Below are 25,769 nucleotides of genomic sequence, written 5' to 3' on the forward strand. Positions count from 1 at the left end.
AGACCAACCCGGCCACCCAGATCAAGTGGGGCCTCAACTACATGAACTCGCGCTACGGCAGCCCCGTTCAGGCCTGGAACTTCTGGCAGTCCCACGGCTGGTACTGAGCCGTAACCACCGAATCCGCCACTGGACCCAGGGTCCAGCGACGCCCGGCCGGACCGGCCGGGACGCATCAACCGATATCCGCACCCTTTGCCCGCGAGGCGAGGGTGCTTACGCATGTCCGGGCTCAACCCTGCCTACGGGGCTTTGACTTGAGCAGTACCGGTACTCCCCTGATCCCCCGCGTCGCGCCGCACCCCTGATCCCCCGCGTCGCGCCGCACCCCTCATCCGCCGCACCCCCGTGATCCACTGGTCCCGCCCCGCCCGCGCGGACGACCGGAGATAGAGATGGCGACGCCCACGACCGGTTCGACACCGCTGCCGCGACCGCGCGGGATGCGTCTCACGGTCGTGCTTCTGCTGCTGACCGTGGTGAGCGGGCTGATCGACGCGGTCGGCTATCTGGGCCTCGGCCGGGTCTTCACCGCCAACATGACCGGCAACGTGGTCGTCCTCGGCTTCGCCGCCGTCGGCGCGCCCGGCTTCTCCGTGCCCCACATCACCACGTCGCTGGTCTGCTTCCTGATCGGCGCGGCGGCCGGAGGCAGGCTGACGAACCGCCTCGGCGAGCACGCCCGGCGCGACCGGACCCGGCTGACCCTGGTGGTGGAGGCGCTGCTGGTCGGCGCCTCGGCGGCCATCGCCTTCGCCTGGCCGCAGGCCCCCGGCACCCGCTACGCGCTGATCGCCCTCACCGCCCTCGCGATGGGCCTGCGCAACGCCACCGTCCGCAAACTGGGCATCCCCGACCTCACCACCACGGTCCTCACCATGACCCTGACCGGCCTCGCCTCCGACTCCCGCCTCGGCGACGCCACCGCCCCGCCCCGCCGCTCCCCCCGCCGCGCGGCCGCCGTGATCGCCATGTTCGCGGGCGCCTGCCTCGGCGCCTGGCTGGTCCTCGACCACGGCCTGGGCCCACCCCTCCTCGTGGCAGCGGTGGCCTCCGGCGGTTTGGCGGTGGCGGCGTCGGACCGGGACTGATGCCTCCGGCGGATGGGCGGTAGTGGCGTCGACCGCGACGGAACAGCGCCCGCACCTCAGGAGCCGCCCCGACCGCCACGGCACCCGCTCACACGGCAGACCCGCCCTGGGCACATCGCATCGCCTCGGCGGCCCGGTCCCCTGGCGGTGACATCGGCAGCGACAGCCACCCCGTCAGCCCCCGCACCCCCCGCCCCGCACGTACACCACCACCTGCCCACCCCACACCCGCTCCCGCCCGCACTCCCGGAACCCCTCCGCCAGCGTGCGCCGCTTGACCACCTCCTCTTCGAAGGGGTCGAGGGGCTGGCCCTCGGGGTCGGTCAGGGCTATCACCCTGTTCGCCGACAGCAGGCGGTGCCGGATCGTGCCGGGAGGCAGCTCCGTGCCCTGGAGGGTGCGGGAGGCGGTCGGGGTGCGGGCGAGGGCGACGTCGTCGAGGCGGGCGTAGAGACGCGGGTACGACATCAGCCACTCGCGGCGGCGCGCGGGCAGGAACAGCACCGCGTCACCGGGGCGAGCGTGCCGGGCGACCGCGTGGGCGATCGCGGCCACGTCGTCCTTGCGGCTCTGCGGCGAGCGGACCTCCAGGGAGAAGGGCAGCCAGACGGCGGTCACGGCGACGGCCATGAGGCAGGCGAGCGGCACCCGCACCTCAGGCATCGGCACCCGCACCCCCGCCGTCAGCGCCCGCACCCCAGGCATCGGCACCCACGCCCCCGCCGCCATCCGCCCCGCGCCCGCGAGTGCCCGGTCCAGCGCCAGGCCGCCGAGCAGCGCGAGACCCGCGAGGGAATAGAGGACGTACCGGTCCACGTACCAGGGCTTGAGCAGCGAGGCCGTCATCAGCAGCCCCGGCGGGGCGATCAGGAGCGGCAGCGCGAGCGCGGAGACGGCCCGGCCCGGTACGGCACGGCGCGTGAGACGGCTGAGCAGCACCCCCAGCGCCGAGACCCCCGCGCACTGGAGCCACATCGCCACGCCCGGCCGCCCCAGCCAGCCCAGTTGCTGTTCCGCCTGCCCCGCGCTGAGCACCGCCAGCGGCAGCACACCGGCCAGCGCCGCGCCCGCCGCCGTACCCCAGCGCAGCCAGGTACGGCGCGGCACGCGCAGCCACGCCAGGGTGAGCCCGTGGGCCACGAGGGCCAGGGCCGCGAACTCGTGCAGCCAGCAGGACAGACAGAGGAGGACGCCGTACGCCGGCCACTTCTCGCGCAGGAGGAGATACGTGCCCCAGACGACCCCGGCGGTGACCAGGGCGTAGGAGCGGCCTTCCTGGGCGTATTGCTGGGTCGCCGGGAGCAGGGTGAAGAGAACGCCCGCGAGGACACCGGCCCGGCGTCCCACCAGCCGGGCGCCCAGCGCGCCGACCCCGGCGGCGGCGAGCGCGGTGGCCAGGACCGAGGGGAGCCGCAGCGCGACCAGGCCGCCGTCCCAGAGGGCGAAGACGCCGTGCATGAGGAGGTAGTACAGCCCGTGCACGGCGTCTATCCGGCCGAGCAGTGCGAGGAGGTCGTCGAGCGGGCGGTGGGCGACCTGCCAGGTCACCGACTCGTCCCGCCACAGGCTGCCGTGCCGGGTGAGCCCCCACAGTCCGAGGAGCAGGGCGGTGAGCGCGGGCAGGACCAGGGGGGCGGTGGTGAGCGTACGGCGGCGCGCACCGCGCTCGGGGGTGGGAGCGGGCGGACGGTCCGCCGCCGCCCGCTCCCGTATCGGTAACTGGCTGGTCACCCGGTCTCCCGGTCAGCTCGTCGTCAGGGAGCGTTCCTCGTCCGGGGCCTTCCGTTGCCCCGGCGGCCGCCCCACACCCTCGGCGCCCGTCGAGGCCAGCACCCCGCGCGGCCCGATCAGCAGATAGCCGAGCGCGAACCCGCCGCCCACCACCATCGCGCCGCCCACCGCGTCCAGCACCCAGTGGTTGGCGGTGGCGACGATCGCGGTGACCGTGAAGAGGGGGTGCAGGAGGCCCAGCGCCTTCATCCACCAGCGCGGAGCCATGACCGCGATGACCACCCCGCACCACAGGGACCAGCCGAAGTGCAGCGACGGCATCGCCGCGTACTGGTTGGTGATCGCGGTCATCGCGCCGTAGTCCGGGTGGGCGAGGTCCTGCACGCCGTGCACGGTGTCGACGAAGCCGAGCCCCGGCATCAGGCGCGGCGGGGCCAGCGGGAAGAGCCAGAAGCCGATGAGGGCGAGCAGGGTGGCGAAGCCGAGGGAGGTGCGGGCCCAGCGGTAGTCGACCGGGCGGCGCCAGTAGAGGACGGCGAGGACGGTCAGCGGGAGGACGAAGTGGAAGGACTCGTAGTAGAAGTCGAGGAAGCCGCGCAGCCAGCCGACCTGGACGACCGCGTGGTTGACGGCGTGCTCGATGTCGAGATGCAGGAACCGCTCGGTGTCGAGGATGATCCGCCCGTGGTGCTCGGCGGTCGCCCGCGCGAGTTCGTTGCTGCCGCCGGTCGCCGCGAGCCGTACCTGCTGGTAGGCGGCGTAGGTGACGCGGATGAGGAGCAGCTCCAGGAGCAGGTTGGGGCGGGTGAGCGAGCGGCGCAGGAAGGGCAGCAGCGGGACGTGCCGCCAGCGGGCCGGGAGCTGCCGGGCGTAGTCGGTGGGCACGGGGGCCGCGTAATAAGGGGAGGAGCGCGGCAGGAAGGGCACGGCCACGGCGGCGGCGAGGGCCGCGAGCAGGACGAGGTTGTCGCGCAGCGGGAAGAGCACCGGCGTGTTCGGCAGCATCATCTTCGCCGGGAGGATGGTGACGAGGACCACCGCGACCGGCCAGACGGTACGGTCGGCGGCCCGCGTGCCGACGCGGCCGACCACCGCGAGCAGCAGCCACAGCAGCTGGTGCTGCCAGCTGGTCGGGGACACGGCGACCGCGGCGCAGCCGGTGACGGCGACGGCGAGCAGGAGCTGTCCGTCGCGGGCGTAGCCGACGGCCCGGCGCAGCGCGAGGACGGCGACGGCGGCGCCGAGCAGCAGGAAGAGCGCGATCTCCAGCGGTCCTGTGAGGCCGAGGCGGAGCAGGGCGCCGTGCAGGGACTGGTTGGCGAGCCCGTCGGCCTCGCCGCCGAGCCCGGCCCCGGCCACGTGGTGGACCCAGTAGGTGTACGAGTCGTGCGGCATCGCGGCCCAGGCGAGCGCGGTGCCTCCGGCGAAGGTGATCCCGGTGCTCACCGCGGCCCGGCGGCGCCCGGTGAACCACAACAGCGGCGCGAAGAGCAGCACGGTCGGCTGGAGGGCTGCGGCGAGGCCGACGAGCAGCCCGCCCGCGCGTTCGTCGCGCACGGCGAGGCAGCCGAGCAGGACCAGCAGGACCGGGATGACGCTGGTCTGGCCGAGCCAGAGCGTGTTGCGCACCGGCAGCGAGAGCATCAGCAGGCTGATGGCGACCGGGGCGGCGAGCAGTGCCGTACGGCGGCTCACCGGCTGGGGCAGCGCGCGGGCGGCGAGCAGGCCGAGCGCGACGACCAGCAGCAGGGTGCCGAAGGTCCAGCCCCAGCCGAGGGCGTCCTCCGCCGCACGGGTGAGGGGCTTGAGGACCAGTCCGGCGAAGGGGGTGCCGGTGAAGCGGGTCGAGTCGTAGAGCGACCCGTTCACATGGAGGACGCCGTGCGGGCCGACCCAGGTCTCCAGGTCGGTGAGGCGTTTGCCGCTCGGGCTGGTGAGGACGGCCGTCATCTGCCGTACCGCGAGGATCGCCGCCACCGCCCACAGCGCGAGCCGGGCCGCGCGCAGCCGCGCTCCGGGCCCGTCCGCCGGGCCGAGGGCGTCCGCCGTTCGTCCGCTGTGCTCCACGTTCACCACGCCCCGTCGGCCTCCCGCCCCGTCACCCCGGGCGCCGGTGCCCGAGAGTTCCCCCGCGAACACTATGCGCTCACGGCCCCCTCGGGGCAGGGCGCGGGCAACCCCCGCTTCATCCGCCGTCCCGACCCCGTTTTATCCGCAGGACGATAGCCCGACAAAGGCATGGTTGCACTCGGATCGAGCGATAAGGATCACAGTGAGGGCCGGGATCACCTGCGGCTTTGCGGGCAGACGTCCCTGCGTACACAAGGTTTACGTGCTCTATGCAATGACTTGTGCACAGGACGTAAGGGGCCGAAGTCCTCCTATCGTCGCTTTTCTGCCCGGTGCACAGCGTCGCCGCCGTTCGTCCGGGCCTGTCCTGTTCCCGTCGAAAGGTAGGCGAGCCCCGTTTTGGCGACCGCCACTGCTGTCAGTCCCCGTCCGCAGACCCGCCGGACCTCCAAGGCCCGGAACGTCACGGTCACCGACCCCGCGCTCGTCAAGCGCGCCGTGAAGGCGGCCGCGCTCGGCAACGCGATGGAATGGTTCGACTTCGGTGTCTACAGCTACATCGCGGTCACCCTGGGCAAGGTCTTCTTCCCCTCGGGCAACCCCACCGCGCAGCTGCTCTCCACCTTCGGCGCCTTCGCCGCGGCCTTCCTGGTCCGGCCGCTCGGCGGCGTGATCTTCGGACCGCTCGGCGACCGCGTCGGCCGCCAGAAGGTCCTCGCCGTCACGATGATCATGATGGCGGCGGGCACCTTCGCCATCGGCCTGATCCCGTCGTACGCCACGATCGGCGTCGGCGCGCCGCTGCTCCTCCTTGCGGCCCGCCTGGTGCAGGGCTTCTCCACCGGCGGTGAGTACGCGGGCGCGTCCACCTTCATCGCCGAGTACGCCCCCGACAAGAAGCGCGGCTTCTTCGGCAGCTGGCTCGAGTTCGGCACGCTGGCCGGTTACATCGGCGGCGCGGGCCTGGTCACGCTGATGACCGCCCTGCTCTCCTCGGCCGACCTGCTCTCCTGGGGCTGGCGCATCCCGTTCCTGATCGCGGGACCGATGGGCATCATCGGCCTCTACCTGCGGATGCGCCTGGAGGAGACCCCGGCCTTCGCCGCCGAGGTCGAGAAGGCCGAGGCCGCCCGCCCGAAGGTCCCGCTGCGCGACATGGTCACGGGCCAGTGGAAGTCGCTGCTGCTGTGCATGGGCCTGGTGCTGGTCTTCAACGTCACCGACTACATGCTGCTGTCGTACATGCCGAGCTTCCTCACCAGTGAGCTGAAGTACGACGAGACGCACGGTCTGCTGGTCGTGCTCGGTGTCATGGCGCTGATGATGATCGTCCAGCCGTTCGCCGGTGCCCTGACCGACCGGGTCGGCCGCCGTCCCGTCATCGCCGCGGGCTGCGCGGGCTTCCTGCTCCTGTCGATCCCGGCGATCCTGCTGATCCGCCAGGGCAGCCTGCTCGCCGTCGCCCTCGGCATGGGCGCGCTCGGCCTGCTCCTGGTCTGCTTCACCGCGGCCATGCCCGCCGCGCTCCCGGCGCTCTTCCCGACCAAGGTGCGCTACGGCTCGCTGTCCATCGGCTTCAACGTCTCCGTGTCGCTCTTCGGCGGTACGACCCCGCTGGTGGTCACCGCGCTGATCGGCGCGACCGGCAACCTGATGATGCCCGCGTACTACATGATGGCGGCCGCCGTCATCGGTGGTTTCGCGGTGTGGCGGATGAGCGAGTCCGCGGGCCGTCCGCTGCCGGGCTCGCCGCCGTCGGTGGAGCGGGCGTGATGAGCGGGCGTGATGAGCGGGCGTGATGTCCGGGGCGCGCGCCTGAGGTGAGCGTGTACGGCTTACCGGCGGCCCGGCGTGAGCCAGGGGCGCCCGGGGTGGGTGCGGGAAACCGATCACAAGGTTCCCCGCGCCCACTTCGCCGTTTTCGCACCGTTCCCGGGGAGACTGGGCCTTGAAGAGGCTTGAGCGGACACTCGGGAAGGGCGGCAGGCGCATGGGCGACTCGCAGGTGTGGGACGACGTGGAACGCTACTTCACCAGTCGGCTGGCGGCGGACGACGACGTACTGCGCGCGGCCCTGCGCGACAGTGACGCGGCCGGACTGCCGCCCATCGCCGTCACCCCCACCCAGGGCAAGCTCCTCCAGCTCCTCGCCCAGATCCAGGGCGCCCGTACGGTCCTGGAGATCGGCACTCTGGGCGGCTACAGCACGATCTGGCTGGCCCGCGCCCTGCCCTCCGACGGCCGCCTGATCACCCTGGAGTACAACCCCAAACACGCCGAGATCGCCACCCGCAACATCGCCCGCGCCGAGCTGGACGGCATCGTCGAGGTCCGCACCGGCCCGGCGCTGGACTCCCTCCCCCACCTGGCCGACGAGAACCCGCCCCCCTTCGACCTGGTCTTCATCGACGCCGACAAGGCCAACACCCCCCACTACGTGGAGTGGGCCCTCCGTCTCTCCCGGGCGGGCAGCCTCATCGTCATCGACAACGTGGTCCGCCAGGGCCAGGTGTCCGACTCCACCACCACCGACCCCGACATCCTCGGCACCCGGGCCACCATCGACCTCATCGCCACCCACCCCCGTCTGACGGGCACGGCGCTGCAGACGGTGGGGCCGAAGGGGTACGACGGGTTCGCGCTGGCGCGGGTGCTGGGGTAGACCGCCGGAGGCTCGGACTCAAGGGCCGTGCGGCCGTGCGGCCGGGGATCACGCCTCGTGGTAGAAGCCCACGTTCACGCTCCGAGGAGCCGTCCGGTCCTGGACGACCAGTTCGCCGCCCGTGCCGTGCGGGAGGCGGACGGTGCCGCCGTAGGGGAGGGTCTGGGCGTAGTCGCCGATGGTGAGGCGGACCTCGGAGGAGGGGTCGGGCTGGGAGCCGCGGAGCCAGGTGACCTGCCAGACGCCGTCGGGGCCGCAGAGGAACTCGAGGTGGACGCGGGAGACGAACAGCCAGTCCTCCGGGGTGACCAGTCGGCACACCGCCGCGTCCCGGCCCACCCGCAGCACGGCACCCGGCTCGCTGGGCGCCTCCGCCATGACCATGCCGGCCGTGGCGCCCGCTTCCTCCCTGGAGACGGAAGCCATGGTGAGTTCGAGCACGCGCGTTTCCCCCTACGTCCGGTGCGTACGCCGGTCGCCGCACACCGCCGCCGCATGATAGAACGCCCGGCCCTGCCGCGTCCGGCACAATGGCCTCATGACCGAGCGAAAGCCACCGGCTGTGCCGTTCGAGTCCTGGGTGGACCACCAGATCGCCGCCGCTCAGCGACGCGGCGAGTTCGACCGTCTCCCGGGCGCGGGTGAACCCCTCCCCGCCGGTCTCGACTCCTCGTACGACGACCTGTGGTGGATCAAACGGAAGATGGCCCGCGAGGGGCTGACCGCCCTGCCCCCGGCCCTCGCCCTGCGCAAGGAGGCCGAGGACGCCCTGGAGGCGGCGTACGCGGCCCCCTCCGAGGCGACCGCACGCCGGATCGTCACCGACGTCAACGTCAAGATCCGCGCCATGATGTTCCGTCCCCCGCCCGGCCCGCCGCTCGGCAAGAAGCCGTACGACGTGGAAGAGGTCGTACGCGAGTGGCACCGCCGCCGCGAGCAGGACTGACCCCGGCGCCCGATAACCGCTTGCGCGCCCCCGCCGCCCTCCGCTGGCATACCCGCCATGACGACGTGGACCCTCACCCCGGAGCCGTACGACTCCCCCGCCGCCACCGCCCTCTGGCGGGCCTACTACACCGAGGTCAGCGACCGCTGGTACCTGCTGCACCAGGGCCATCGCACCGACCCCGCCGAACTGGAACGCGGGCTCGCCGCCCACACCGGCGACGAACTCACCCCGCCGAACGGCCAGTTGCTGATCGCCTGGTACGGGGGTGAGCCCGGGGGCTCGGCAGGCGTACGGCTCCTCGATCCCCGCACCGCCGAACTCACCCGGGTGTTCGTGCACGCCCACCTGCGCGGCCGGGGCGCGGCCCAACTCCTCGTCACCGCAGCCGAGTCGGCCGCCCGCGACCTGGGCGCCCACCACCTGATCCTGGACACCAGAGGCGACTTGACCGAGGCCCGTGCCCTGTACGCCCGCCTCGGCTACACCGAGACCGCCCCGCACAACACCGACGTCTACGCCGAACACTGGTTCAGGAAAGACCTGTTGGCCACCTGTTGACCACCGAAGAGATCAACTCACCCTCCTGACCGATCCATTGTGCGGCCGCTCGCTCGTCGCCCCGCACATCTCGGACGTCAACTCCTTGACCAGCTGCGTGAGATCGGTGGACCGCCCCGGCTTCCACCAGTCCCCGAGCAGCTCGGACAGCGAATCCTCACGCGCGGCGGCGAGCCGTTCCGCCGCCACCCGCCCGGCCTCGGTGAGCGTGAGGTCCAGCCCCTGCCGGTCGACCAGCCGCCGCTCCTCCACCTGCCGCTCGGCGGCGAGCACCGTCTGCAACGGCACCGGGCTGCGCTCGGCGAGCACGTACGGCTCCACCGACCCGTACCGCCGGATGCGCAGCAGCAGCCAGCTCGCCGCGGGCAGCAGGTCGTACCCGGCCCGCGCGGTGATGTCCTCGTACACCTCCCGGCGCCCCTCCCGCGTGCCGAGCAGGGACAGCGCCCGGCACACCTCGTCGTAGGACGAGCGCTGGACCGGGTTGGGCGGGATGGTCTCGGAGGCGTCCGGCGCGGTGACCGAGCCGCGCAGCGGGTCCTCCTTGAGGAACCAGGCGAGCACGAAGCCGACCGCCGCGACCGGCGCGGCGTAGAGGAACACGTCGGTGATCGCGGAGGAGAACGCGTGCAGCGCGGGCGGCCGCAGCGCGGCGGGCAGCGCGCCGATGCCGCGCGGGTCCGCCTCCAGGCCGCCGAGCGAGACCCCGGGCGGCAGCCGTACGCCCTGGAAGGCGTCGGTCAGCTTGTCGCCGAGGCGGCTGGAGAAGACGGTGCCGAAGATCGCGACGCCGAAGGAGGCGCCGATGGAGCGGAAGAAGGTCGCGCCGGAGGTGGCGACGCCGAGGTCCTCGTAGGAGACCGCGTTCTGCACGATGAGGATGAGCACCTGAAGGACGAGCCCGAGACCGAGCCCGAAGACGAAGAAGTACAGGCTCATCTCGGCGGTCGAGCTGTGCTCGTCCAGCTTGTGCAGCAGGAGCAGCCCGATCGCGGTGACGGCCGTACCGGCCACGGGGAACATCTTCCAGCGGCCGGTCCGGCTGACGATCTGCCCGGACATGGTCGAGGTCAGCAGCAGCCCGATCACCATCGGCAGCATGTGCACGCCCGACATGGTGGGCGAGATGCCGTGCACGACCTGGAGGAACGTCGGCAGATAGGTCATCGCGCCGAACATCGCGAACCCCATGATGAAGCTGATCACGGCCGACAGGCTGAAGGTCCGGATCCGGAACAGCTTCAGCGGCAGCACGGGCTCGGCGGCCCGCCGCTCCACCCCGACGAACACGACGGCGAGGACCACACCGAGCACCGCGAGCCCGATGATCTGCCCGGAGTCCCACGGCCAGGTCGTACCGCCCAGCGAGGCCACCAGCACCAGACAGGTGGCGACGGCGGCGATGAGGAACGTGCCGAGGTAGTCGATCCGGTGCCGGGACGTACGGCGCGGGATGTGCAGCGCGGCGGCGATCACGGCGAGGGCGACGATCCCGAGCGGCAGATTGACGTAGAACACCCACCGCCAGCTCAGCTGCTCGGTGAACAGCCCCCCGAGCAGCGGCCCCAGCACACTGGTAGCCCCGAAAACGGCTCCGAAGAGCCCCTGGTACTTCCCCCGCTCCCGTGGCGGCACGATGTCCCCCACGATCGCCATGGACAACACCATCAGCCCACCGCCCCCGAGCCCCTGCAACGCCCGGAACCCGATCAGCTCCCCCATGTTCTGCGCCATCCCGCACAGCGCGGACCCGACCAGAAAGATGACGATGGCCAGCTGATACAGCCGCTTCCGCCCGTACTGGTCCCCCAGCTTCCCCCACAACGGCGTCGCCGCCGTGGCCGCCAGCAGATAGGCGGTCACCACCCAGGACAGATGCTCCAGCCCACCGAGATCACTGACGATCGTCGGCAGGGCGGTCGCCACGATCGTCTGATCCAGCGCGGCCAGGAGGAGCCCGAGCAACAGCGCCCCGATGGACACGAGCACGTTGGCCCCCACATGCCCACCACCCCGCACGTCCCGCACCGCACCGTGCGTATCCAGGGCCATGTGACCTCCCGGACTTCCGGACTCGAATACCCACCTTCCATGGTCGAGGGTGGGGGGGATTACGGCCTGTCGAGAGGTGGGGGCGGGGTGGGGCACTCGGTAGCACCGGGTGGCACACGGCGCTACCCTGGCCGGTATGAGCGTTCAGCCCGAAATCACCCAGCGGGATCTGCGCAACCGGTCCCGGGAGATCATGGACGCCATACAGGGCGGCCAGTCCTTCACCGTCACCCGCGACGGTCATCCGATCGGTGAGCTCGTCCCCCTGCGCCGACGCCGACGCTTCGTCTCCCGCCAGGAGTTCGCGTCGATGTCCCGGACCGCCCCGGACATCGACCTCAACACCTTCCGCGCCGACCAGGACGCCACGGCGGACCTCTATCCGGACGACCCCTATGCCCGGTGACCGTCCGACGTACGCGCAGGGACTCCTCGACACCAACATCATGATCCTGCGTCGGTGGGTGGCCCCCGAGGAACTGCCGGACGAAATGGCGATCACCGCCATCACCCTGGCCGAACTGTCCGCCGGCCCCCACGAGGTCCGCCGCAACGACGAACAGAGCAGCTACGACGAACACGTCGAACGCGCCCGCCGACTCGACGTCCTCCAACGCGCCGAGAACGAATTCGACCCCCTCCCCTTCGACGCCGCCGCGGCCCGCATCTATGGCCGCATCTGCGCCGCGGTCATCAGCGCGGGCCGCAAACCGCGCCGCCGGGTCGCGGACCTGATGATCGCCGCCATCGCGGTGGCCGAGGGGCTCCCCCTCTTCACGACCAACCCGGACGACTTCAAGGGGCTGGACGATCTACTGACCGTGGTGGCGGTCACTCGACCGAGGGTGCCGCACGAAGGCTGACGTTGGGGCGCCTGGTCGAGCTCCCGCTTCGGTCCGGTGAGTACCGCTTGCCCTTCACGGCGCGGGTTCCACCGGCGCCGGATGCCGCGAGCGCACCTGCGCGACGGCTTCGGGCATGAACGACAGGACCGTGTCCACCTCGGCCTGAGGCGTCGGGGCGCACCAGAGAACGATGAGGGTGTTGCCCTCGCGCACGACCAGCGCGTCGTCGTGCTGGACATCCCGGGGGTGGTCGCTCCAGGTCGTGGTGGCCCGTACCCGGATGCTGTCGTCGCCCAGGCGGGGCCCGGAGACGGCTGCGATCCGCTCCGTGAAACCGGGCGGATCGCTCGCGGGTGTGACCACCTTCGCGCACTCGGCCGCCAACTGCCGTATGCGGCGCATGGCTTGCGCGGCGCCATCTCCGGAGAACGAATACAGCGTCTCCGCACCGGCCATGACACCGCCGCCGGCGCTGCGTCCCCCGCTGAACGAGGCCGTCGCGGACGCCACCGCGGCCGTGGCCCCCGCATCCGCCACGTCTCCGCCGCCCGGGAAAGCGCAGCGGGGTTCACCGATCGCGGCACTGCCGGGCCCGGGATGGGCCGACTGGGCCGACTGGGCTGGATCGGCCGGATCGGCCGGATCGGCCTGGGAGGTCCAGCCTTTCGGCAGGACGGCGGGCAGCAGATGCGTACGCAACTCTGCCGCGGACATCGGCCGAAGGGTCTTGACCTTGCTCGCAGCGACGGGCTGGGCACTGCTCGTACAGGCCGCGGCGGACGCCACGACCAGGACGCCGGCCGCGAACCGGATTGCGGCGGCGGTACGCACCACGTCTCTCCCCCCTCAACGTGATCAAGACGCTGCAGGTTAACAGGGGGCCTACGCCGCGATCGGACCGCCTCCAGAGGCAGGCGGCCGGTGCCACGGCACGGATTCTGGTGCGCACCTCTGATGGCGGTGAGCTGGCGCTGCCGCGGGAGCTGGTCCGTGTTCTCCTCGCCTCCGCCGACGAGCTGTCCCGCGGGCATGCGGTCACAGTCCTGGCCTCCGAGGTTCAGCTGTCGCCTGCTGAGACCGCTGAGCTTCTGGGCCTGTCCCGACCGTTTGTCACCCGCTTGCTTGACGCGGGCGACATCCCGTCGAAGAACCTGCCCGGAAGCAGTCACCGTGTGGTGCGTCTTGCCGATGTGCTGGCGTTTCAGCAGCGACGCGAGCGCCGCAGGGAGGGGCGGCGGCAGATCGCCGACGTCTTGGACGACAGCGAATCGGCCGGTTGATTCTGGTCTCACTGCCGGTGGCGAAGCAGTGGCTTCCGGCGCCTCCGCACTGGTCACCTGGAACCTTGCCGACTTCCCTGCGGGTGACTTGGCTGAGCACGGAGTGCGAGTGATAGACCCGGATTCATACTTGTGCGGGCTGTATGGCGATCTGCCAGATGAGGTCGCGGACACGGTGGTCAGACTTGCCGCAGAGAAGCGCAACCCGCCCGTCACGACCGCTGACGCCATCGCCCGACTCGCGAAGGCCGGCCTGCCGACCTTCGCCGACCTCCTGACGCAGCATCTGCGTCTCGGGCGCTGAACCCAGGTGCCGCGATGGCGATTCGCGAGCGGATGGCGGGAATCGAATGCTCACGCAAACGGCCCCGGACGAGGAGTCCGAGGCCGAACAGAACGCCCCCCTCGAGAAGAAACCCCAGGTCAGCGGCGTTATGCGTTGTGCCCCCGGCAGGATTCAAACCTGCGACACCCGCTTGAGGAGAGCGGTGCTCCATCCCCTCGGCTCACCGACGCGCCGACGCCCGACCGCTCGCCGGGAGACCGACCGCGAGACGCGTCACCGAGCGACGAGTCGCACGGGCCCCCGTCCGGAGCCCCCCGTCACTCCACCGTCAGCCGAATCCCACCATCCGCGGACGCCTCCACCGTCACGCACGTGAGGTCGGGAACCACCACGTCCGGCCCGTACTGTTCCGCCCGCTCCCCGATGCCCACGACCCGCATCCCGGCGGAGCGCCCCGCCGCGATCCCCGCGCCCGAGTCCTCGAAGACGACGCAGTCGGACGGGTCGATACCCAGAGCGGCAGCCGCCTTCAGGAAGCCCTCCGGGTCCGGCTTGCTCGCGCCGACGGACTCCGCCGTGACGCGGAGGTCGGGGAGGGGAAGGCCCGCCGCGGCCATGCGAGCTGTGGAGAGAGCGACGTCGGCGGAGGTGACGAGCGCGTGCGGGAGGTCCCGCAGCGCCGCGAGGAAGACGGCCGCGCCGGGGACCTCGATCACGCCGTCCATGTCGGCGGTCTCCTCGGCGAGCATGCGGGCGTTGTCCGCGAGGTTCTCCTCGTGAGGGCGGTCGGGCAGGAGGAGCGCCATGGAGGCGTGGCCCTGCCTGCCGTGGACGACCTTCATGGTCGCGTCGCCGTCCAGCCCGTGCTCAGCGGCCCAGCGCCGCCAGATGCGCTCGACCACGGCGTCGGAGTTGACGAGGGTGCCGTCCATGTCGAGCAGGAGGGCGCGGGCGTTGAGGACGACGGGCGTGACGGTGACCGGCATCGGCAGCTCCAGAAGACGCGGGGCCCCGGTCGAAGGGGGCCCGAGAGGGACAAGGCGGCCCCGCCCACCGGTCAGGGGATGCGGGCGGGAGCCACTTTGTTCCTCCACGGTACAAAACTGCGCCCACATCCCGCCACCGCCCCACAGAAGCGTTCACCGCGTGTTCGCCCGCGTTCACCCCCGGGGACGCGACGAGACGGCGGGGTGGTGCGGGCAGCGGGGCGCATCCACCCGGGCCCCACCCCACCGCCCGCACCGCACCCCACCCGCCCCGCCCCACATCAGCCCGCGATCGCCTCGTACAGGCTCCAAACCCCCAGCCCCACCATCAGCAGCGCGGCGATCTGCGTGATCAACCGCAGCGGCACCCGCTTCATCAGCGCCTTGCCGCCCACGATGCCGAGCCCGGCCACCGCCCACAGGCCCAGCACCGCGCCGAGGCCGACCGAGAGCGGGTCGTCGTAACGGGCGGCGAGGTTGGCGGTCATGATCTGGGTGAGGTCGCCGAACTCGGCGACGAGGATGAGCATGAAGCCGGTGCCCGCGACCTTCCAGAAGGACTGGTCGGCGGGCTTCTTGATCTCCTCCTCGCCCTCGTCCTTCTTCAGCAGCAGCACGGCGGCCCCGCCGAGGAAGAGGACACCGGTGAGGGCGTGGACGATCTGTTGCGGCAGCAGGGTCAGCACACTGCCGGCCGCGACGGCCAGGACGACATGCAGGGTGAAGGCGGCGGCGACGCCGACGAAGACGTACGAGGCGCGGTAGCGGGCACCGAGGACGAGACCGGCGAGCGCGGTCTTGTCGGGCAGTTCGGCGAGGAAGATGACGCCGAAGACGAGCGCCGTCACGGTGATGCTGATCAAGGTTCCTCAATCGGTCGGGACTGCCCCGCCGAGATGGCTGCACCTCACAAGGGAGACCTCGGCACGGCAGCACACACGGACACCCGTGCCACAAGGCACAGGCGTGCACTGCTTGCCGAAGGTCTCGCTGGGCGGTCCCGCCAGGGACCCGCCTCCGGGCGCCGGCTCAGGCTGGCTGAGCAGTATGTCGACGGTCCGGCGAAGAGCTACTCCCCTTCTGCACCGTCCATCCTACGGGACGTGAAAGTTCGGTCGGCAATCTTGTTCTGTCATGGCCGCGTCATTAGCTTCTAACCGAGCGCTCACCCCACAGCAACACCGCACCGCGAGCATTCCCTCGCGCACGTCCGTCACACCCCGGTCCGGACCCCCAAAACCCTCACCCCACAAGGGAGTTCAGATGTTCCGTATGCCCCGTATGCCTCGGTTCTACGCGCGTCGACGGCTGGCCACGCTCGCGGCCGCCACCGGTCTGATCGCCTCCGCCGCGCTGTTCAACTCCCCCACCGCCTCCGCCGCCCTGCCGACCCCGGTCAGCGGCGCGACCGCCCGCAGCTACCTCTCCCAGCTGACCGTGGCCACCGAGAACCGCACCGGCTACAACCGGGACCTCTTCCCGACCTGGATCACCATCAGCGGCACCTGCAACACGCGCGAGTACATCCTCAAGCGGGACGGTACGAACGTGACCACCGACTCCGCGTGCGTCTCCACCAGCGGCAGCTGGTACTCCCCGTACGACGGCGCGACCTGGAGCGCGGCCTCGGACGTGGACATCGACCACCTGGTCCCGCTCGCCGAGGCGTGGGACTCGGGCGCGAGCCAGTGGACCACCGCGCAGCGCCAGTCGTTCGCCAACGACGTGACCCGCCCGCAGCTCCTCGCGGTCACCGACAACGTCAACCAGTCCAAGGGCGACCAGGACCCGGCGACCTGGATGCCGTCCCTGACGTCGTACCGCTGCACCTACGTCCGCGCCTGGGTGCAGGTGAAGTACTACTACAACCTCTCGGTCGACTCCGCCGAGAAGAGCGCGCTGACGAGCTACCTCTCGGGCTGCTGACCCGAGCGGACAACGGAATCAGGACACACCGACGGCCTGCCCGCGAGGGCGGGCCGTCGCCATTCCCGCCCAGAAGCACCCACACCCACCCCGCACCCGCCCCCTCTTATGTCAGGCACATGACGAAACGCGACCATGGCCGGATGTTGAACTTGCAAGCACAAATTAGGTTCACCTAACCTCTCCCTCGTTCGGTACCCGCCGCCCCCACATCACCGGCCCGGCGGCCCCCGTCCGGCACCGTCGCCGGATGCGCGGGCGCGCCGTAAACCGAAGAGGAGAACCCCCCATGTCCGCTCGGCTCAACGCCGCCCAGCCCTACGTCCTCGGGCTCTTCCGCGTCGTCGTCGGCCTGCTGTTCGCCGTGCACGGCGCGGCCTCGCTCTTCGGCGTCCTCGGCGGCGCCGTCGGCACCCAGGGCGGCACGGTCCCGGCCGGCAGCTGGCCCGGCTGGTACGCGGCCGTCATCCAGCTCGTCGCGGGCGCCCTCGTCCTGCTCGGCCTCGGCACCCGGGGCGCCGCGCTGATCGCCTCCGGCTCGATGGCGTACGCCTACTTCGACGTCCACCAGCCGAACGCCTTCTGGCCCATCCAGAACGGCGGCGAACTCTCCGTCCTCTTCTGCTGGTCCTTCTTCCTCCTCGTCTTCACCGGCTCGGGCGCCTTCGCCGCCGAGGCCCTGCTGCCCCGCCGTACGGCGACGACGACGGCGGCGGAACCTGCCGCGGAGGAGGCGGCGGTGGCCGCGTGAGGCGGCGCCCCTGAACGAACGCGCCCTTGAACGAGCGCGCCTCTGAACGAGCTTGCCCCGGCCGGGACTTGATCCCGCCGGGGCACGCGCGTCGCCGGACAGCCGCGCCGTGCGGTACCGCCCACCACGTACCGCCCGGCGAACGCCTGTTACGACCCGAGGAGTTGGGTCATGGCCGACGGAACCATCGAGTGCGCATCCGCGCGTACGCCGACGACAGTGCCCGCATCCGGCCGAACCAAGCGGAAGCCGAACGACAGGGCGGCGCGACAGCCGTCACGACATCCCCGTGACCCAGCCGAACGGCACGGTGAAGCAGGCGACGCGCCGGGTGCCCACCGTGCCGGGGCGGTCCTGGATCACGACGGAGGCGGCCTCGCCCTGCCGGAACCCCCAGCCGTGCCGCACACTGGCCGCACCCGCGCCCCGGGCGTCGGTGTTGAACCCGAGCCGGACCTCGTTGGCGGCGGTCGACCCGGCAGCCGCGTCGTTCCGGTACCGCTCACCCGAGTCGGCCCCGGTGGAACCGCAGGCACGCTGATGGACGTAAGCACCGTACGTACGGCCCGGTTTCAGCCCGCTCACCCGCAACTCGACGGTCGTGGCCGCCCCCGGCCCGGCCAACTGCCGCACCCGAATCGTCCCGGCCGCGGGCACGAGCGCCTGGTCGTACGTCACCGCCGCCGACGGCACGAAGGCCCCCGGCGGCGCGAACCGCCCCTCCGCGTCGACGGTGTACCCGTCGGCAGCGGCGGGCACGGCCGCCAGCACCACCATGGCCGCGGCCCCCGCCCACAGAGCAGCTCCCACCATCTCGCACACCTCGCCTTTTCCCGGCCCTCGGCAGCACGGCGCTTCCGTCGCGGGGGCCTCTCCCTTTTGGTACGGCACGGGAGCAGGGGCGGCGCGGTGGGCGCGCCGGGCGGGTGACGGGGGGGGCGACACCTATGCAGTGCGGCCAGCACACCCGGTGTCCGTGATGCCTACCCCCGCCACTCACCGCCACACCAGCGGAGCGCCACCGTGAACATGTCGTGTCGTTCCCTTGATCCTCTTGTGAACCATCCGTCACTCCGTCAGGCGTACGCTGTATGGCCGACGTCGGGGGAGCGAGGGAGTCGTGGTGCTGGAGAGCGTGGGGTCACTGGCGGGCGGTCCCTGGATCTACGCCATGGTGGCCGTGTCGGTTCTGCTCGACGTCTTCGTACCCGTGCTGCCCAGCGGAGTGCTGGTCATCACGGCGGCCACGGCGGCTGCGGCCGGTACGGGCGCGGCGGCGGGCGGCGTGCCGCACGACGTGCCCGACACCGTCGCACTGATCGCCTGCGCCGCCGTCGCCTCGGTCGCGGGCGACCTGGCCGCGTACCGTCTCGCCTGGCGCGGCGGCGAACGCCTCGACCGCGCCATCGCCCGCTCCCGGCGCCTGACCAGCGCGCAGGAACGTCTCGGTGAGGCTCTCGCGCGGGGCGGCGGCGCGCTGGTGGTGCTGGCCCGGTTCGCCCCGGCGGGCCGCTCGGTCGTCTCCTTCTGCGCGGGCGCCGCCCACCGCCGCGCCCGCGACTTCCTCCCCTGGTCCGCCCTCGCGGGCCTGTCCTGGGCGGCCTACAGCGTGGCCCTCGGCTACTACGGCGCCCGCTGGCTGGGCGCGACCTGGCTGGCGACGGGGGTGTCGGTGGCGGCGCTGTGCGCGGCGGGGTCGGGGGCGGCGTATCTGATGCGGCGGCGACCGGCGGCGGGGTGAGGTCGGGGGGCGGCGCCCGGGGGCAGGGCTGAGCGTGTCCCCCAAGGGGCAGGGCCGAGCGCACCCCGGGAGGGCAGCGCCGAGCGTGCCCCCGGAGGCAGGGCCAGTGCGCCCTAGTGCCGCAACAGGCAACGTTCGCCCCGTCGCGACGCCCGGCACGCACTCTCGCCGCACCGGCCGAAAGCCCGAGTACGCCCAGTACGAGGGCTTCCGCCCGGCACGCCGAGAGCACGCACCGGACGCCGCTCCTTGACGGGCAAACGTTGCCTGCCGCGGCACTAGACAGGGGGACGACCCCGTCTCGGACACGACCGACGACCGGCCCCCGCCGCTCAGTCCGAGGCGGCCGGCCTCTTCTGTCCCCGTACCTCCAGGCTGTCCAGCAGTTCGGCGGTGGCCTCGGCGACGGCCGCGACCGCGCGGTCGAACGCCTCGCGGTTGTGCGCGGCGGGCGCGCGGAAGCCCGAGATCTTCCGTACGTACTGCAGCGCGGCGGCGTGGATGTCGTCCTCGGTGGCCTCACCGGGCAGGACGGGTGGGCGCAGCGTTTTGATACTCCGGCACATGGGTCAAGTGTGGCGCGGCGGCGCGGGGTTCGCTGTACGGACGGGTATGCGGCCCCCTCCCCTCCCCCGCACTCCCATGTCATGATCACCCCACGGCGGCCACCGATACCCGGGGCCGACCCATGACAGGAGTCAACCTCATGACGATCAAGCCCACCATTGCCGTACTCGGTCCCGGCGGAGTCGGCGGACTGCTCGCCGCGCTGCTGTCCCGTTCTGGACACCGGGTGATCTGCCTGGCGCGCGAGAGCACGGCGGAGTCGCTGCGCAAGGACGGAATCCAGGTCCGCAGCCGCCAGTTCGGGGAGTTCACCGCGTCCGTGGAAGCGGACACCGAGCTTCGCGAGCCGGTCGACGCCTGTCTGATCGCCGTCAAGCAGACGGGCCTGGAGTCCGCCCTGTCCCGCATCCCGGCGGAGGTCCTGGGCGACGCCCTCCTCGTACCGTTCCTGAACGGCGTCGAGCACCCGGCGGCCCTGCGCGCCCGTTACGGCTCCGTCCACGTGGCCCCGGCGGCGATCCGGGTGGAGTCGACGCGGGTCTCGGCGGAGCCGGTGGTGATCGAACAGGGCAGCCCGTTCGTGGAGGTGGACCTCGCGAGCGCGACGGCACCCCGCGACCGTCTCGACGCCCTCGCGGCCGCGCTCACCGCCTCGGGCGTGACGGCCCGCGTCACCGACGACGAGACGGCGACGCTGTGGACGAAGCTGGCCTTCCTCGCCCCGTTCGCCCTGCTCACCACGCGACACGCCGCCCCGCTGGACGTGGTACTCGACCGGCACCGTACGGAGCTGGAGGCACTGGTCGCGGAGACGGCGGCCGTCGGCCGGGCATGCGGCGCCCCGACGGACGCGACTCAACTGCTCGCACGGTACGGCTCCTTCCTGCCCGGTACGAAGTCCTCGATGCAGCGGGACGCGGAGGAGGGCCGGCCGCTGGAGCTGGACGCGATCGGCGGCGCGCTGCTGCGGGCGGCGGAGACGCGGGGAGTGGCGGTGCCGGTGGCCGCGCGGGTGATGGAGGAGTTGCGGGCGGCGGGGTACTGAGGGAGGCGGGGCTGGGCCGCGGGTCCGGAGGGAACCGGGGGCAGGGCCGCGGGGCTGATGAGGGCCATGGGCCGTCAACTCATCACCCCTAAGGAACACTCGTTCGACTGAACCGGCCTCACGAACGCGCCGTACGAATTCGAACAGGCGTACCATTGCCGCGTGGCTACGACCCCCGAATTCCCCAGTGACCTCCTCGCCGGGCAGGCGGAGCTGCACCAGGTCCGGGCCGAGTTGTCGGCCCTGCTCAAGCGGCTCCCCTGGTCGGTGGAGCCGTTGGACGGCTTCAGCGACGCCACCGGCTGGCGCAAGATCGAGCGCCCGGCCTCCCCCGGCTGGACACCTGACGAACAGGCCGAGGTGGAGAAACTCCGCCGCCGCGAACACGAACTCGCGGTCTTCGTCACCGGCCACCGCTTCTGGTCCGAGATATCCGCGGCGGACCGGGTGGACGCGCGCTCGAAGCTGAAGTACGCGGAGGAGGAGCAGCCGCCTGCTTGACGGGCGGGCGGAAGAGCGCGGGGTGGGGCACCATGCGCTCCCCACCCCGCGAACCCCCTCCACCGGAGGACAACCGCTGGATACGCTGCCCCCATGATGCGCGCTGTGATCTTCGACGTGGGCGAGTGCCTCGTGGACGAGACCGCCGAGTGGGGCGCCTGGGCGGACTGGCTCGGCGTGCCGCGGCACACGTTCAGCGCGGTGTTCGGGACGGTCGCGGCCCGGGGCGGCGACTGGCGCGAGGTGTTCGAGGAGTTCCGCCCGGGGTTCGACCTGGGCGCGGCGCGGGAGGAGCGGGAGGCGGCGGGCCTGCCGCAGACCGTCACGGAGGAGGACCTGTACCCGGACGTCCGGGACACCCTGGCCACGCTGCGCGCCGACGGCCTCTGGCTGGGCATCGCGGCGAACCAGAACGCCCGCGCGGGCCGGTATCTGCGCGAGCTGTTCGCGAGCGACGTGGACCTGATCGGCCTCTCCGACGACTGGGGCACGGCCAAGCCCGACCCCGCCTTCTTCGCCCGCCTCATCTCACTCGTCCCCGCCGAGCCCCACGAGATGCTCTACGTGGGTGACCGCCTCGACAACGACATCCGCCCCGCAGCGGCCGCCGGCCTGCACACCGCACTCGTACGACGCGGCCCCTGGGCCGCCATCCAGTGGCGCGGCAAGGAAGCGGAGAAGACTCCAACTTTCAGGCTGGAGAGCCTCCTCGAACTCTCCGGCCTGATCCGCCACTTCAACGACCGAGCGCACTGACCGTCGTCCGGGTCGCTTCCGACGGGCTGCAGGAATCAGCTGCCGCCCTCCATACCGGAGGGCGGGGCCATTTCGTCGTGTGCTGCTACAGCGCCTGCCGGTACGCCACCTTGCCCGGGTTCTCCTTCGCACCGCGTGCCTCGTAGAAGGCCAGCGCGGGCGGGTTGTCGGTGTCGGCGGTCCACTCCAGCCGTGAGCACCCGGCCGTCCGCCCGGCCTCGGCGACGGCGTCCATCAGCGCTCCCGCCACGCCACGACGGCGTGCGCTCGCGCGGACGAACAGCTCCTTCAGGTAGATCGAGGTGTCGGCTCCGGCGGCGGGCCAGAGGAAGGTGTACGAGGCCATGCCCAGGACCTGGTCGTCGTCGCGGGCGAGGAGCACGGTGGCAGCCGGGCGGTCCCCGAACAGCGCCGCGCGTACCTCGTCGGCCGGAGGGGCGGTGTCGGGGCCGCCGTAGTACGCCTCGATCTCCCCGAGCAGGCGTGCGATCTCGTTGCTGTCCGCTTCAGTCGCCTCGCTGATCCGCACCCTTGTCACCCCTTTCACCGGCGGGCAGCGCCAGTACCTTGCGCAGTACCCGCAGCTCAGATGTCTCGGGCACCCTACGCGCGACCTGCCGGGCCCGGTAGGTGATCAGCGCGGACCGGTGCTCGGGCGGGAGGTCGGTGATGGTCTGGGTGACGCTCAACGCTGCGGCGGCCGCGTCGCCGACGATGGCGCTACACATCGCCTGGTCGAGCCGACCTGGTGCGCCTCACGGTCCACGACGACAGAACCGCCCAGGGCCCCGTCCTCGGCGGACAGGTCGAGTTCATGCTCGCCCGCCCCCCGCATGCCGCCGCTGTTCGGCCTCCTTCCCGACCTCAGCACGGGCGACGAACGGGAAGCCCTGATCGGCGCGGATGTCCTGGCCGACTGGACGACACGCTTCATCGCGCAGTTCGGCGCGCCCTCGGTCCAGCGCCTGCAGCTACAAGATCGACGGCCGCACCGAGGAAGTCCTGGTCGATGTCGAGAGCGAGTCCATGTGGATTCCGATCACAGAAACGACCCCCCGAATGATCTTCGGGGGGGTCGCTTTCTAGCGTCTGACCTGTACTTCCAGGCCGGTGGGCGCGGACGGTTTCGAACCGCCGACATCCTGCTTGTAAGGCAGGCGCTCTACCCCTGAGCTACGCACCCGTGAAGACCGGCACGTGGCCGGGTCGAGCGACAGCTTACCTTGAGTGCGCCAGGTGACCGCAAACCCGTAATGCGAGGCAGGGGGGCCGGGTGGAGGCAACTGACCGGCCCGTGTGTTCGTCTTCGACGGGTGGGAGAATGACTCCACCCAGGGCGCCGCAGGACAGCACGGGAGAGGGATTGTGACGGGGACACCGGGCACGCCGTCAGGTTCGCAGCCGTATCCGCCGTCGGCCGCACGGGCCCGGCACCGTTACCGCGCCCCACACGACCACACCGCCCGGCACGACACCCCGCCCCCGCGCGACCACACCGCCCGGCGAGACACCCCGCCCCCGCGCCCCACCAGCACCGCCCTGCGCGACACCGCCCTCCTCATCTCCCTCCCCCTCCTCGCCGCCCTCGCGCTCCCCGCCGCCTTCGCCGGAGGCGGTACCCGGCGCTGGTTCGGGGGCCGGGCCGAGAGTCAGCGGGCCGAGGCGCAGGCGGCCAAGGACGCGGCGGCGGAGGCGTTCTACGAGCTGGACACCGCCCAGCGGGATCTGCTGATCGCCATCGAGACGATCAGCGCCGTGGACGACTCGCCCGACGCCCGACGCGCGGTCGACGGCTTCGCCGCGCTGGGGCGTCGTATCGACGAGGCCAGTCACCGGTACATCGAGGCCGTGGACGCGCAGGATCTGGACCGGGACGACCTGGAGGCCGCCGTCGCGACACGGGCGCGGACCGAGCTGACCGCCGCCAAGGACGGGCTGGTGCGGGTCAAGCAGGAGCTGGACCGGTTCGGGAGTTCGCTCGGGCCGCTGCTCGGGAAGGCGGAGACGCAGCTCGCGCGGCTCGCCCCGGCCGTGGAGCGGGCCCGGCAGGAGCTGCTGGGGGCGAGCAACGCGCTGGACGCCGTACGGGAGAAGCGGCTGCGGGCCGACGACCTCGCGGCGCGGCTCGCCGCGCTCTCCCCCGAGCTGACCAGGCTCAACCAGGGCGCCGGACAGCACGGTGTGGCCGCCACCCTGGACCGCGCCGAGCGGGTACGGCGCGAGGCCGGGGCGATCCGGGCCGAGGCCGAGCGGCTGCCGGAGAAGGCCGCCGAGATCGACCGCAGGCTGGTCAGCCTCGGCACCCGCGCCCAGGCGCTCACCACCCGCGCCGGACAGGTCGAGCCGATACTGAGCGAACTGCGCCGCCGCTTCACCGCCGCCTGCTGGCAGGACCTCCAGCACGTGCCCGAGCAGGCCGGGGAGAACGTACGGCAGTCCGAGCGCAAGCTCGCCGAGGCGCGCTCCGCGCGGGAGGCCCAGCGCTGGGCGGACGCCACCTCCCTGCTCTCGACCGTCCGCGCCCTGCTGAACACCACCGACGAGGCCGTCTCCGCCGCCGGCGACCGGCTGAACCGGCTCAACGCCGTCCAGAAGGACCCCCGCGCCGAGATCGAACGGGCCAGGTTCGCGCTCCGCGACGCCCAGCGGCTCGCCATGACCGGCCGTACGGCGCCGGACCCCCGGCACGCCCGGCCGCTCGACGACGCGGTGGCCCGCCTCGACCGGGCGATCGCCGGTCTGGACAGCGGCCGCCACCCCGACTACTGGCACTTCCTGACCGAGACGGAGGCCGTACGGGAGATGGCCGCCCGAGTCGTCTCGCAGATCCGCGAGGAGCGCGGCTCCGGGCACTGAGACACAGCGGCCGGGCGCCGCCGGTCACCGAGCCGCCACCGGACAGCACCGCGTGTGCGCGCCCGGCTGTGCCGCCCCGTGTCGCCCTGCGTTGCCCCGTGCCGCCCCGTGTCGCCCTGCGTTGCCCCGTGCCGCCCCGCGCCGCCCTGTGTTGCCGCTACCCGCCCACCGGGCGGATATTGGGATGAACCGTATGGCCTGCCCCAACGCCCCGAGGGAGGCGGACATGGCCACACACGCAGAGCGCACCAGACACCGGCGCGGCAGCCGCATCCCGTTCGACGAGCACCTGCCCGTCGACCACCGGCTGAACAGGGTCTACCGGATCGGCGCCGGACTGATCGGGCTCTTCCTGCTGATCTTCGGCATCCTCGGGGTGGTCGACCACATCGGCCCCTTCAACACCGGCGCCGACATGGTGGCGGGCCTCAACACCAACGGCGCGCTGAGCGTGCTCTCGATCGTCGTCGGGCTGATCCTGCTCGCGGGCATGGTGATCGGCGGCAACTTCGCCTCGACGCTGAACATGGTCTTCGGCGTGCTGTTCATCCTGAACGGCTTCATCAACCTGGGCCTGCTGGGCACCGACAGCAACATCCTGGCGTTCAAGATCCAGAACGTGTACTTCACCTTCGTGGTCGGCCTGCTGCTGATGACCTTCGGCATGTACGGCCGGGTCGGCTCGGTCCTCCCGCACGACAACCCCTACTGGCGCGCCCGGCACCCCGACCACCCGGACGCGCAGCCCGCGCTCACCGGCGCGGACCGGCCCGCCCTCACGGGTCAGGGGACGAACACGAGGGAGACGGGTACGAAGGAGACGGGTGCGAAGGGGAGCGCGCCCCCGGACACGACCTCCGAGTGACCCGCTCCGCCGCCCGGTCCGGCGGCTAACCTGTCCCCATGCCTCGCTACGAGTACCGCTGCCGGACCTGCGACGACACCTTCGAACTGAGCCGTCCCATGGCCGAGTCCGCCGCCCCCGCCGCCTGCCCCACTGGCCACGACGACACGGTGAAGCTGCTCTCCGCGGTCGCGGTCGGCGGCACCTCCTCCGCCGCCGCTCCGGCCCCCGCGGGCGGCGGCGGTGGCGGCTGCTGCGGCGGAGGCTGCTGC

General features: G+C 72.0%; 29 protein-coding genes, 1 tRNA gene and 1 pseudogene. 19 read left to right on the top strand and 12 right to left on the bottom strand.

Annotated features, from left to right (window positions below):
• Both GTW40_RS02360 and GTW40_RS02365 read left to right on the top strand, forming a co-directional pair.
• Positions 1 to 107: pseudogene (locus tag GTW40_RS02360) on the top strand (lytic transglycosylase domain-containing protein); the annotation flags it as partial.
• A 288-nt stretch (positions 108 to 395) separates the two neighbouring features.
• Positions 396 to 1,091, top strand: a complete 696-nt coding sequence (locus GTW40_RS02365) for a YoaK family protein (protein ID WP_161178465.1) — start codon at positions 396 to 398, stop codon at positions 1,089 to 1,091.
• 174 nt (positions 1,092 to 1,265) lie between these two features.
• Here the strand turns inward: GTW40_RS02365 and GTW40_RS02370 are convergent, their stop codons facing one another.
• Together GTW40_RS02370 and GTW40_RS02375 are read right to left on the bottom strand one after the other, a co-directional pair.
• A complete protein-coding gene (locus GTW40_RS02370) occupies positions 1,266 to 2,822 on the bottom strand; it encodes a hypothetical protein (RefSeq protein WP_161178466.1) in 1,557 nt (518 codons plus the stop codon).
• A gap of 12 nt (positions 2,823 to 2,834) precedes the next feature.
• Positions 2,835 to 4,898, bottom strand: coding sequence for a bifunctional glycosyltransferase 87/phosphatase PAP2 family protein (locus GTW40_RS02375; RefSeq protein ID WP_161178467.1), 2,064 nt, complete (start codon positions 4,896 to 4,898; stop codon positions 2,835 to 2,837).
• A gap of 393 nt (positions 4,899 to 5,291) precedes the next feature.
• On the opposite strand from GTW40_RS02375, the gene proP reads away from it, so the two are divergent.
• Positions 5,292 to 6,665, top strand: coding sequence for a glycine betaine/L-proline transporter ProP (gene proP / locus GTW40_RS02380; protein ID WP_161178468.1), 1,374 nt, complete (start codon positions 5,292 to 5,294; stop codon positions 6,663 to 6,665).
• 217 nt (positions 6,666 to 6,882) lie between these two features.
• Positions 6,883 to 7,554, top strand: coding sequence for an O-methyltransferase (locus GTW40_RS02385; RefSeq protein ID WP_161178469.1), 672 nt, complete (start codon positions 6,883 to 6,885; stop codon positions 7,552 to 7,554).
• Positions 7,555 to 7,602: 48 nt separating this feature from the next.
• On the opposite strand, the gene GTW40_RS02390 is transcribed toward GTW40_RS02385, so the two are convergent.
• Positions 7,603 to 7,995 carry an FHA domain-containing protein gene (locus GTW40_RS02390; protein ID WP_161178470.1) on the bottom strand — a complete coding sequence of 131 codons (393 nt, stop codon included), beginning with the start codon at positions 7,993 to 7,995 and terminating at the stop codon, positions 7,603 to 7,605.
• Between the two features lie 97 nt (positions 7,996 to 8,092).
• Here GTW40_RS02390 and GTW40_RS02395 point away from each other — a divergent pair, with 97 nt between their 5' ends.
• A complete protein-coding gene (locus tag GTW40_RS02395; protein WP_161178471.1) occupies positions 8,093 to 8,500 on the top strand; it encodes a DUF1992 domain-containing protein in 408 nt (135 codons plus the stop codon).
• A gap of 57 nt (positions 8,501 to 8,557) precedes the next feature.
• Positions 8,558 to 9,061 carry a GNAT family N-acetyltransferase gene (locus GTW40_RS02400; RefSeq protein ID WP_161178472.1) on the top strand — a complete coding sequence of 168 codons (504 nt, stop codon included), beginning with the start codon at positions 8,558 to 8,560 and terminating at the stop codon, positions 9,059 to 9,061.
• 12 nt (positions 9,062 to 9,073) lie between these two features.
• On the opposite strand, the gene GTW40_RS02405 is transcribed toward GTW40_RS02400, so the two are convergent.
• Positions 9,074 to 11,113: an MDR family MFS transporter gene (locus tag GTW40_RS02405; protein ID WP_161178473.1), complete on the bottom strand. Its 2,040-nt coding sequence runs from the start codon at positions 11,111 to 11,113 to the stop codon at positions 9,074 to 9,076.
• 136 nt (positions 11,114 to 11,249) lie between these two features.
• Between GTW40_RS02405 and GTW40_RS02410 the strand changes: the two genes are divergently transcribed.
• On the top strand, positions 11,250 to 11,519 hold the full coding sequence (locus GTW40_RS02410) for a type II toxin-antitoxin system prevent-host-death family antitoxin (protein ID WP_161178474.1): 270 nt from the start codon (positions 11,250 to 11,252) through the stop codon (positions 11,517 to 11,519).
• Positions 11,509 to 11,976: a type II toxin-antitoxin system VapC family toxin gene (locus GTW40_RS02415; protein WP_161178475.1), complete on the top strand. Its 468-nt coding sequence runs from the start codon at positions 11,509 to 11,511 to the stop codon at positions 11,974 to 11,976. Before GTW40_RS02410 ends, GTW40_RS02415 begins: the two co-directional genes overlap by 11 nt.
• A 54-nt stretch (positions 11,977 to 12,030) precedes the next feature.
• On the opposite strand, the gene GTW40_RS02420 is transcribed toward GTW40_RS02415, so the two are convergent.
• Complete coding sequence (locus tag GTW40_RS02420; RefSeq protein WP_161178476.1) at positions 12,031 to 12,792, bottom strand: hypothetical protein; 762 nt, start codon at positions 12,790 to 12,792, stop codon at positions 12,031 to 12,033.
• A gap of 17 nt (positions 12,793 to 12,809) precedes the next feature.
• Between GTW40_RS02420 and GTW40_RS02425 the strand changes: the two genes are divergently transcribed.
• Positions 12,810 to 13,238 (top strand): helix-turn-helix domain-containing protein, encoded by a 429-nt coding sequence (locus GTW40_RS02425; protein ID WP_161178477.1) that lies wholly within the window; start codon positions 12,810 to 12,812, stop codon positions 13,236 to 13,238.
• 28 nt (positions 13,239 to 13,266) lie between these two features.
• Positions 13,267 to 13,542: a hypothetical protein gene (locus GTW40_RS02430; protein ID WP_161178478.1), complete on the top strand. Its 276-nt coding sequence runs from the start codon at positions 13,267 to 13,269 to the stop codon at positions 13,540 to 13,542.
• A gap of 299 nt (positions 13,543 to 13,841) precedes the next feature.
• Here GTW40_RS02430 and GTW40_RS02435 read toward each other — a convergent pair whose 3' ends face one another.
• Together GTW40_RS02435 and GTW40_RS02440 are read right to left on the bottom strand one after the other, a co-directional pair.
• The gene (locus GTW40_RS02435) at positions 13,842 to 14,510 is read right to left on the bottom strand and encodes an HAD family hydrolase (protein WP_161178479.1); all 669 of its coding nucleotides are present in this window, start codon (positions 14,508 to 14,510) and stop codon (positions 13,842 to 13,844) included.
• Between the two features lie 281 nt (positions 14,511 to 14,791).
• Entirely contained in the window at positions 14,792 to 15,373 is a 582-nt protein-coding gene (locus tag GTW40_RS02440) for a TMEM165/GDT1 family protein (protein WP_161178480.1), read from the bottom strand.
• A 418-nt stretch (positions 15,374 to 15,791) separates the two neighbouring features.
• Here GTW40_RS02440 and GTW40_RS02445 point away from each other — a divergent pair, with 418 nt between their 5' ends.
• Both GTW40_RS02445 and GTW40_RS02450 read left to right on the top strand, forming a co-directional pair.
• Positions 15,792 to 16,436 carry an HNH endonuclease family protein gene (locus GTW40_RS02445; RefSeq protein WP_161178490.1) on the top strand — a complete coding sequence of 215 codons (645 nt, stop codon included), beginning with the start codon at positions 15,792 to 15,794 and terminating at the stop codon, positions 16,434 to 16,436.
• Positions 16,437 to 16,725: 289 nt separating this feature from the next.
• Complete coding sequence (locus tag GTW40_RS02450; protein WP_161178481.1) at positions 16,726 to 17,187, top strand: DoxX family protein; 462 nt, start codon at positions 16,726 to 16,728, stop codon at positions 17,185 to 17,187.
• A gap of 276 nt (positions 17,188 to 17,463) precedes the next feature.
• On the opposite strand, the gene GTW40_RS02455 is transcribed toward GTW40_RS02450, so the two are convergent.
• Entirely contained in the window at positions 17,464 to 18,000 is a 537-nt protein-coding gene (locus GTW40_RS02455; protein ID WP_202485276.1) for a superoxide dismutase family protein, read from the bottom strand.
• Between the two features lie 310 nt (positions 18,001 to 18,310).
• Between GTW40_RS02455 and GTW40_RS02460 the strand changes: the two genes are divergently transcribed.
• Positions 18,311 to 18,928 carry a VTT domain-containing protein gene (locus tag GTW40_RS02460; RefSeq protein WP_161178492.1) on the top strand — a complete coding sequence of 206 codons (618 nt, stop codon included), beginning with the start codon at positions 18,311 to 18,313 and terminating at the stop codon, positions 18,926 to 18,928.
• 332 nt (positions 18,929 to 19,260) lie between these two features.
• Here the strand turns inward: GTW40_RS02460 and GTW40_RS02465 are convergent, their stop codons facing one another.
• Positions 19,261 to 19,494, bottom strand: coding sequence for a DUF2277 domain-containing protein (locus GTW40_RS02465; protein WP_161178482.1), 234 nt, complete (start codon positions 19,492 to 19,494; stop codon positions 19,261 to 19,263).
• Between the two features lie 140 nt (positions 19,495 to 19,634).
• Between GTW40_RS02465 and GTW40_RS02470 the strand changes: the two genes are divergently transcribed.
• The 3 genes from GTW40_RS02470 (at position 19,635) to GTW40_RS02480 (ending at position 21,797) form a co-directional block, all read left to right on the top strand.
• On the top strand, positions 19,635 to 20,540 hold the full coding sequence (locus tag GTW40_RS02470) for a 2-dehydropantoate 2-reductase (RefSeq protein WP_161178483.1): 906 nt from the start codon (positions 19,635 to 19,637) through the stop codon (positions 20,538 to 20,540).
• A 162-nt stretch (positions 20,541 to 20,702) separates the two neighbouring features.
• Positions 20,703 to 21,041, top strand: a complete 339-nt coding sequence (locus GTW40_RS02475; protein WP_161178484.1) for a hypothetical protein — start codon at positions 20,703 to 20,705, stop codon at positions 21,039 to 21,041.
• Positions 21,042 to 21,134: 93 nt separating this feature from the next.
• Positions 21,135 to 21,797 (top strand): HAD family hydrolase, encoded by a 663-nt coding sequence (locus GTW40_RS02480; RefSeq protein ID WP_202485277.1) that lies wholly within the window; start codon positions 21,135 to 21,137, stop codon positions 21,795 to 21,797.
• Positions 21,798 to 21,882: 85 nt separating this feature from the next.
• On the opposite strand, the gene GTW40_RS02485 is transcribed toward GTW40_RS02480, so the two are convergent.
• The 3 genes from GTW40_RS02485 to GTW40_RS02495 all read right to left on the bottom strand — a co-directional run bounded on the left by GTW40_RS02485 (position 21,883) and on the right by GTW40_RS02495 (position 22,980).
• Positions 21,883 to 22,326 (bottom strand): GNAT family N-acetyltransferase, encoded by a 444-nt coding sequence (locus GTW40_RS02485; protein ID WP_161178485.1) that lies wholly within the window; start codon positions 22,324 to 22,326, stop codon positions 21,883 to 21,885.
• On the bottom strand, positions 22,304 to 22,525 hold the full coding sequence (locus GTW40_RS02490) for a hypothetical protein (RefSeq protein WP_161178486.1): 222 nt from the start codon (positions 22,523 to 22,525) through the stop codon (positions 22,304 to 22,306). The genes GTW40_RS02485 and GTW40_RS02490 overlap by 23 nt, the downstream gene beginning before the upstream one ends.
• 383 nt (positions 22,526 to 22,908) lie before the next feature.
• A tRNA-Val gene (locus tag GTW40_RS02495) sits at positions 22,909 to 22,980 on the bottom strand.
• Positions 22,981 to 23,336: 356 nt separating this feature from the next.
• Here GTW40_RS02495 and GTW40_RS02500 point away from each other — a divergent pair.
• The 3 genes from GTW40_RS02500 to GTW40_RS02510 form a co-directional block, all read left to right on the top strand.
• A complete protein-coding gene (locus GTW40_RS02500; protein ID WP_202485284.1) occupies positions 23,337 to 24,653 on the top strand; it encodes a hypothetical protein in 1,317 nt (438 codons plus the stop codon).
• Between the two features lie 226 nt (positions 24,654 to 24,879).
• Entirely contained in the window at positions 24,880 to 25,518 is a 639-nt protein-coding gene (locus tag GTW40_RS02505; RefSeq protein ID WP_161178488.1) for a DUF4383 domain-containing protein, read from the top strand.
• A 38-nt stretch (positions 25,519 to 25,556) separates the two neighbouring features.
• The coding region (locus tag GTW40_RS02510; RefSeq protein WP_161178489.1) for a zinc ribbon domain-containing protein at positions 25,557 to 25,769 on the top strand (213 nt) is incomplete at its 3' end.

Source organism: Streptomyces sp. SID4985 (assembly GCF_009863025.1).
In the GTDB taxonomy this organism is placed as follows: Bacteria; Actinomycetota; Actinomycetes; order Streptomycetales; family Streptomycetaceae; genus Streptomyces.

What these genes read in the sequence shown, in the direction of transcription:
- GTW40_RS02365 (WP_161178465.1), top strand. Translation starts at nt 396, where the DNA reads ATGGCGACGCCCACGACCGGTTCGACACCGCTGCCGCGACCGCGCGGG.
- GTW40_RS02385 (WP_161178469.1), top strand. Translation starts at nt 6,883, where the DNA reads ATGGGCGACTCGCAGGTGTGGGACGACGTGGAACGCTACTTCACCAGT.
- GTW40_RS02395 (WP_161178471.1), top strand. Translation starts at nt 8,093, where the DNA reads ATGACCGAGCGAAAGCCACCGGCTGTGCCGTTCGAGTCCTGGGTGGAC.
- GTW40_RS02400 (WP_161178472.1), top strand. Translation starts at nt 8,558, where the DNA reads ATGACGACGTGGACCCTCACCCCGGAGCCGTACGACTCCCCCGCCGCC.
- GTW40_RS02405 (WP_161178473.1), bottom strand. Translation starts at nt 11,113, where the DNA reads ATGGCCCTGGATACGCACGGTGCGGTGCGGGACGTGCGGGGTGGTGGG.
- GTW40_RS02410 (WP_161178474.1), top strand. Translation starts at nt 11,250, where the DNA reads ATGAGCGTTCAGCCCGAAATCACCCAGCGGGATCTGCGCAACCGGTCC.
- GTW40_RS02415 (WP_161178475.1), top strand. Translation starts at nt 11,509, where the DNA reads ATGCCCGGTGACCGTCCGACGTACGCGCAGGGACTCCTCGACACCAAC.
- GTW40_RS02435 (WP_161178479.1), bottom strand. Translation starts at nt 14,510, where the DNA reads ATGCCGGTCACCGTCACGCCCGTCGTCCTCAACGCCCGCGCCCTCCTG.
- GTW40_RS02445 (WP_161178490.1), top strand. Translation starts at nt 15,792, where the DNA reads ATGCCTCGGTTCTACGCGCGTCGACGGCTGGCCACGCTCGCGGCCGCC.
- GTW40_RS02450 (WP_161178481.1), top strand. Translation starts at nt 16,726, where the DNA reads ATGTCCGCTCGGCTCAACGCCGCCCAGCCCTACGTCCTCGGGCTCTTC.
- GTW40_RS02455 (WP_202485276.1), bottom strand. Translation starts at nt 18,000, where the DNA reads ATGGTGGGAGCTGCTCTGTGGGCGGGGGCCGCGGCCATGGTGGTGCTG.
- GTW40_RS02465 (WP_161178482.1), bottom strand. Translation starts at nt 19,494, where the DNA reads ATGTGCCGGAGTATCAAAACGCTGCGCCCACCCGTCCTGCCCGGTGAG.
- GTW40_RS02470 (WP_161178483.1), top strand. Translation starts at nt 19,635, where the DNA reads ATGACGATCAAGCCCACCATTGCCGTACTCGGTCCCGGCGGAGTCGGC.
- GTW40_RS02480 (WP_202485277.1), top strand. Translation starts at nt 21,135, where the DNA reads ATGATGCGCGCTGTGATCTTCGACGTGGGCGAGTGCCTCGTGGACGAG.
- GTW40_RS02490 (WP_161178486.1), bottom strand. Translation starts at nt 22,525, where the DNA reads ATGTGTAGCGCCATCGTCGGCGACGCGGCCGCCGCAGCGTTGAGCGTC.
- GTW40_RS02505 (WP_161178488.1), top strand. Translation starts at nt 24,880, where the DNA reads ATGGCCACACACGCAGAGCGCACCAGACACCGGCGCGGCAGCCGCATC.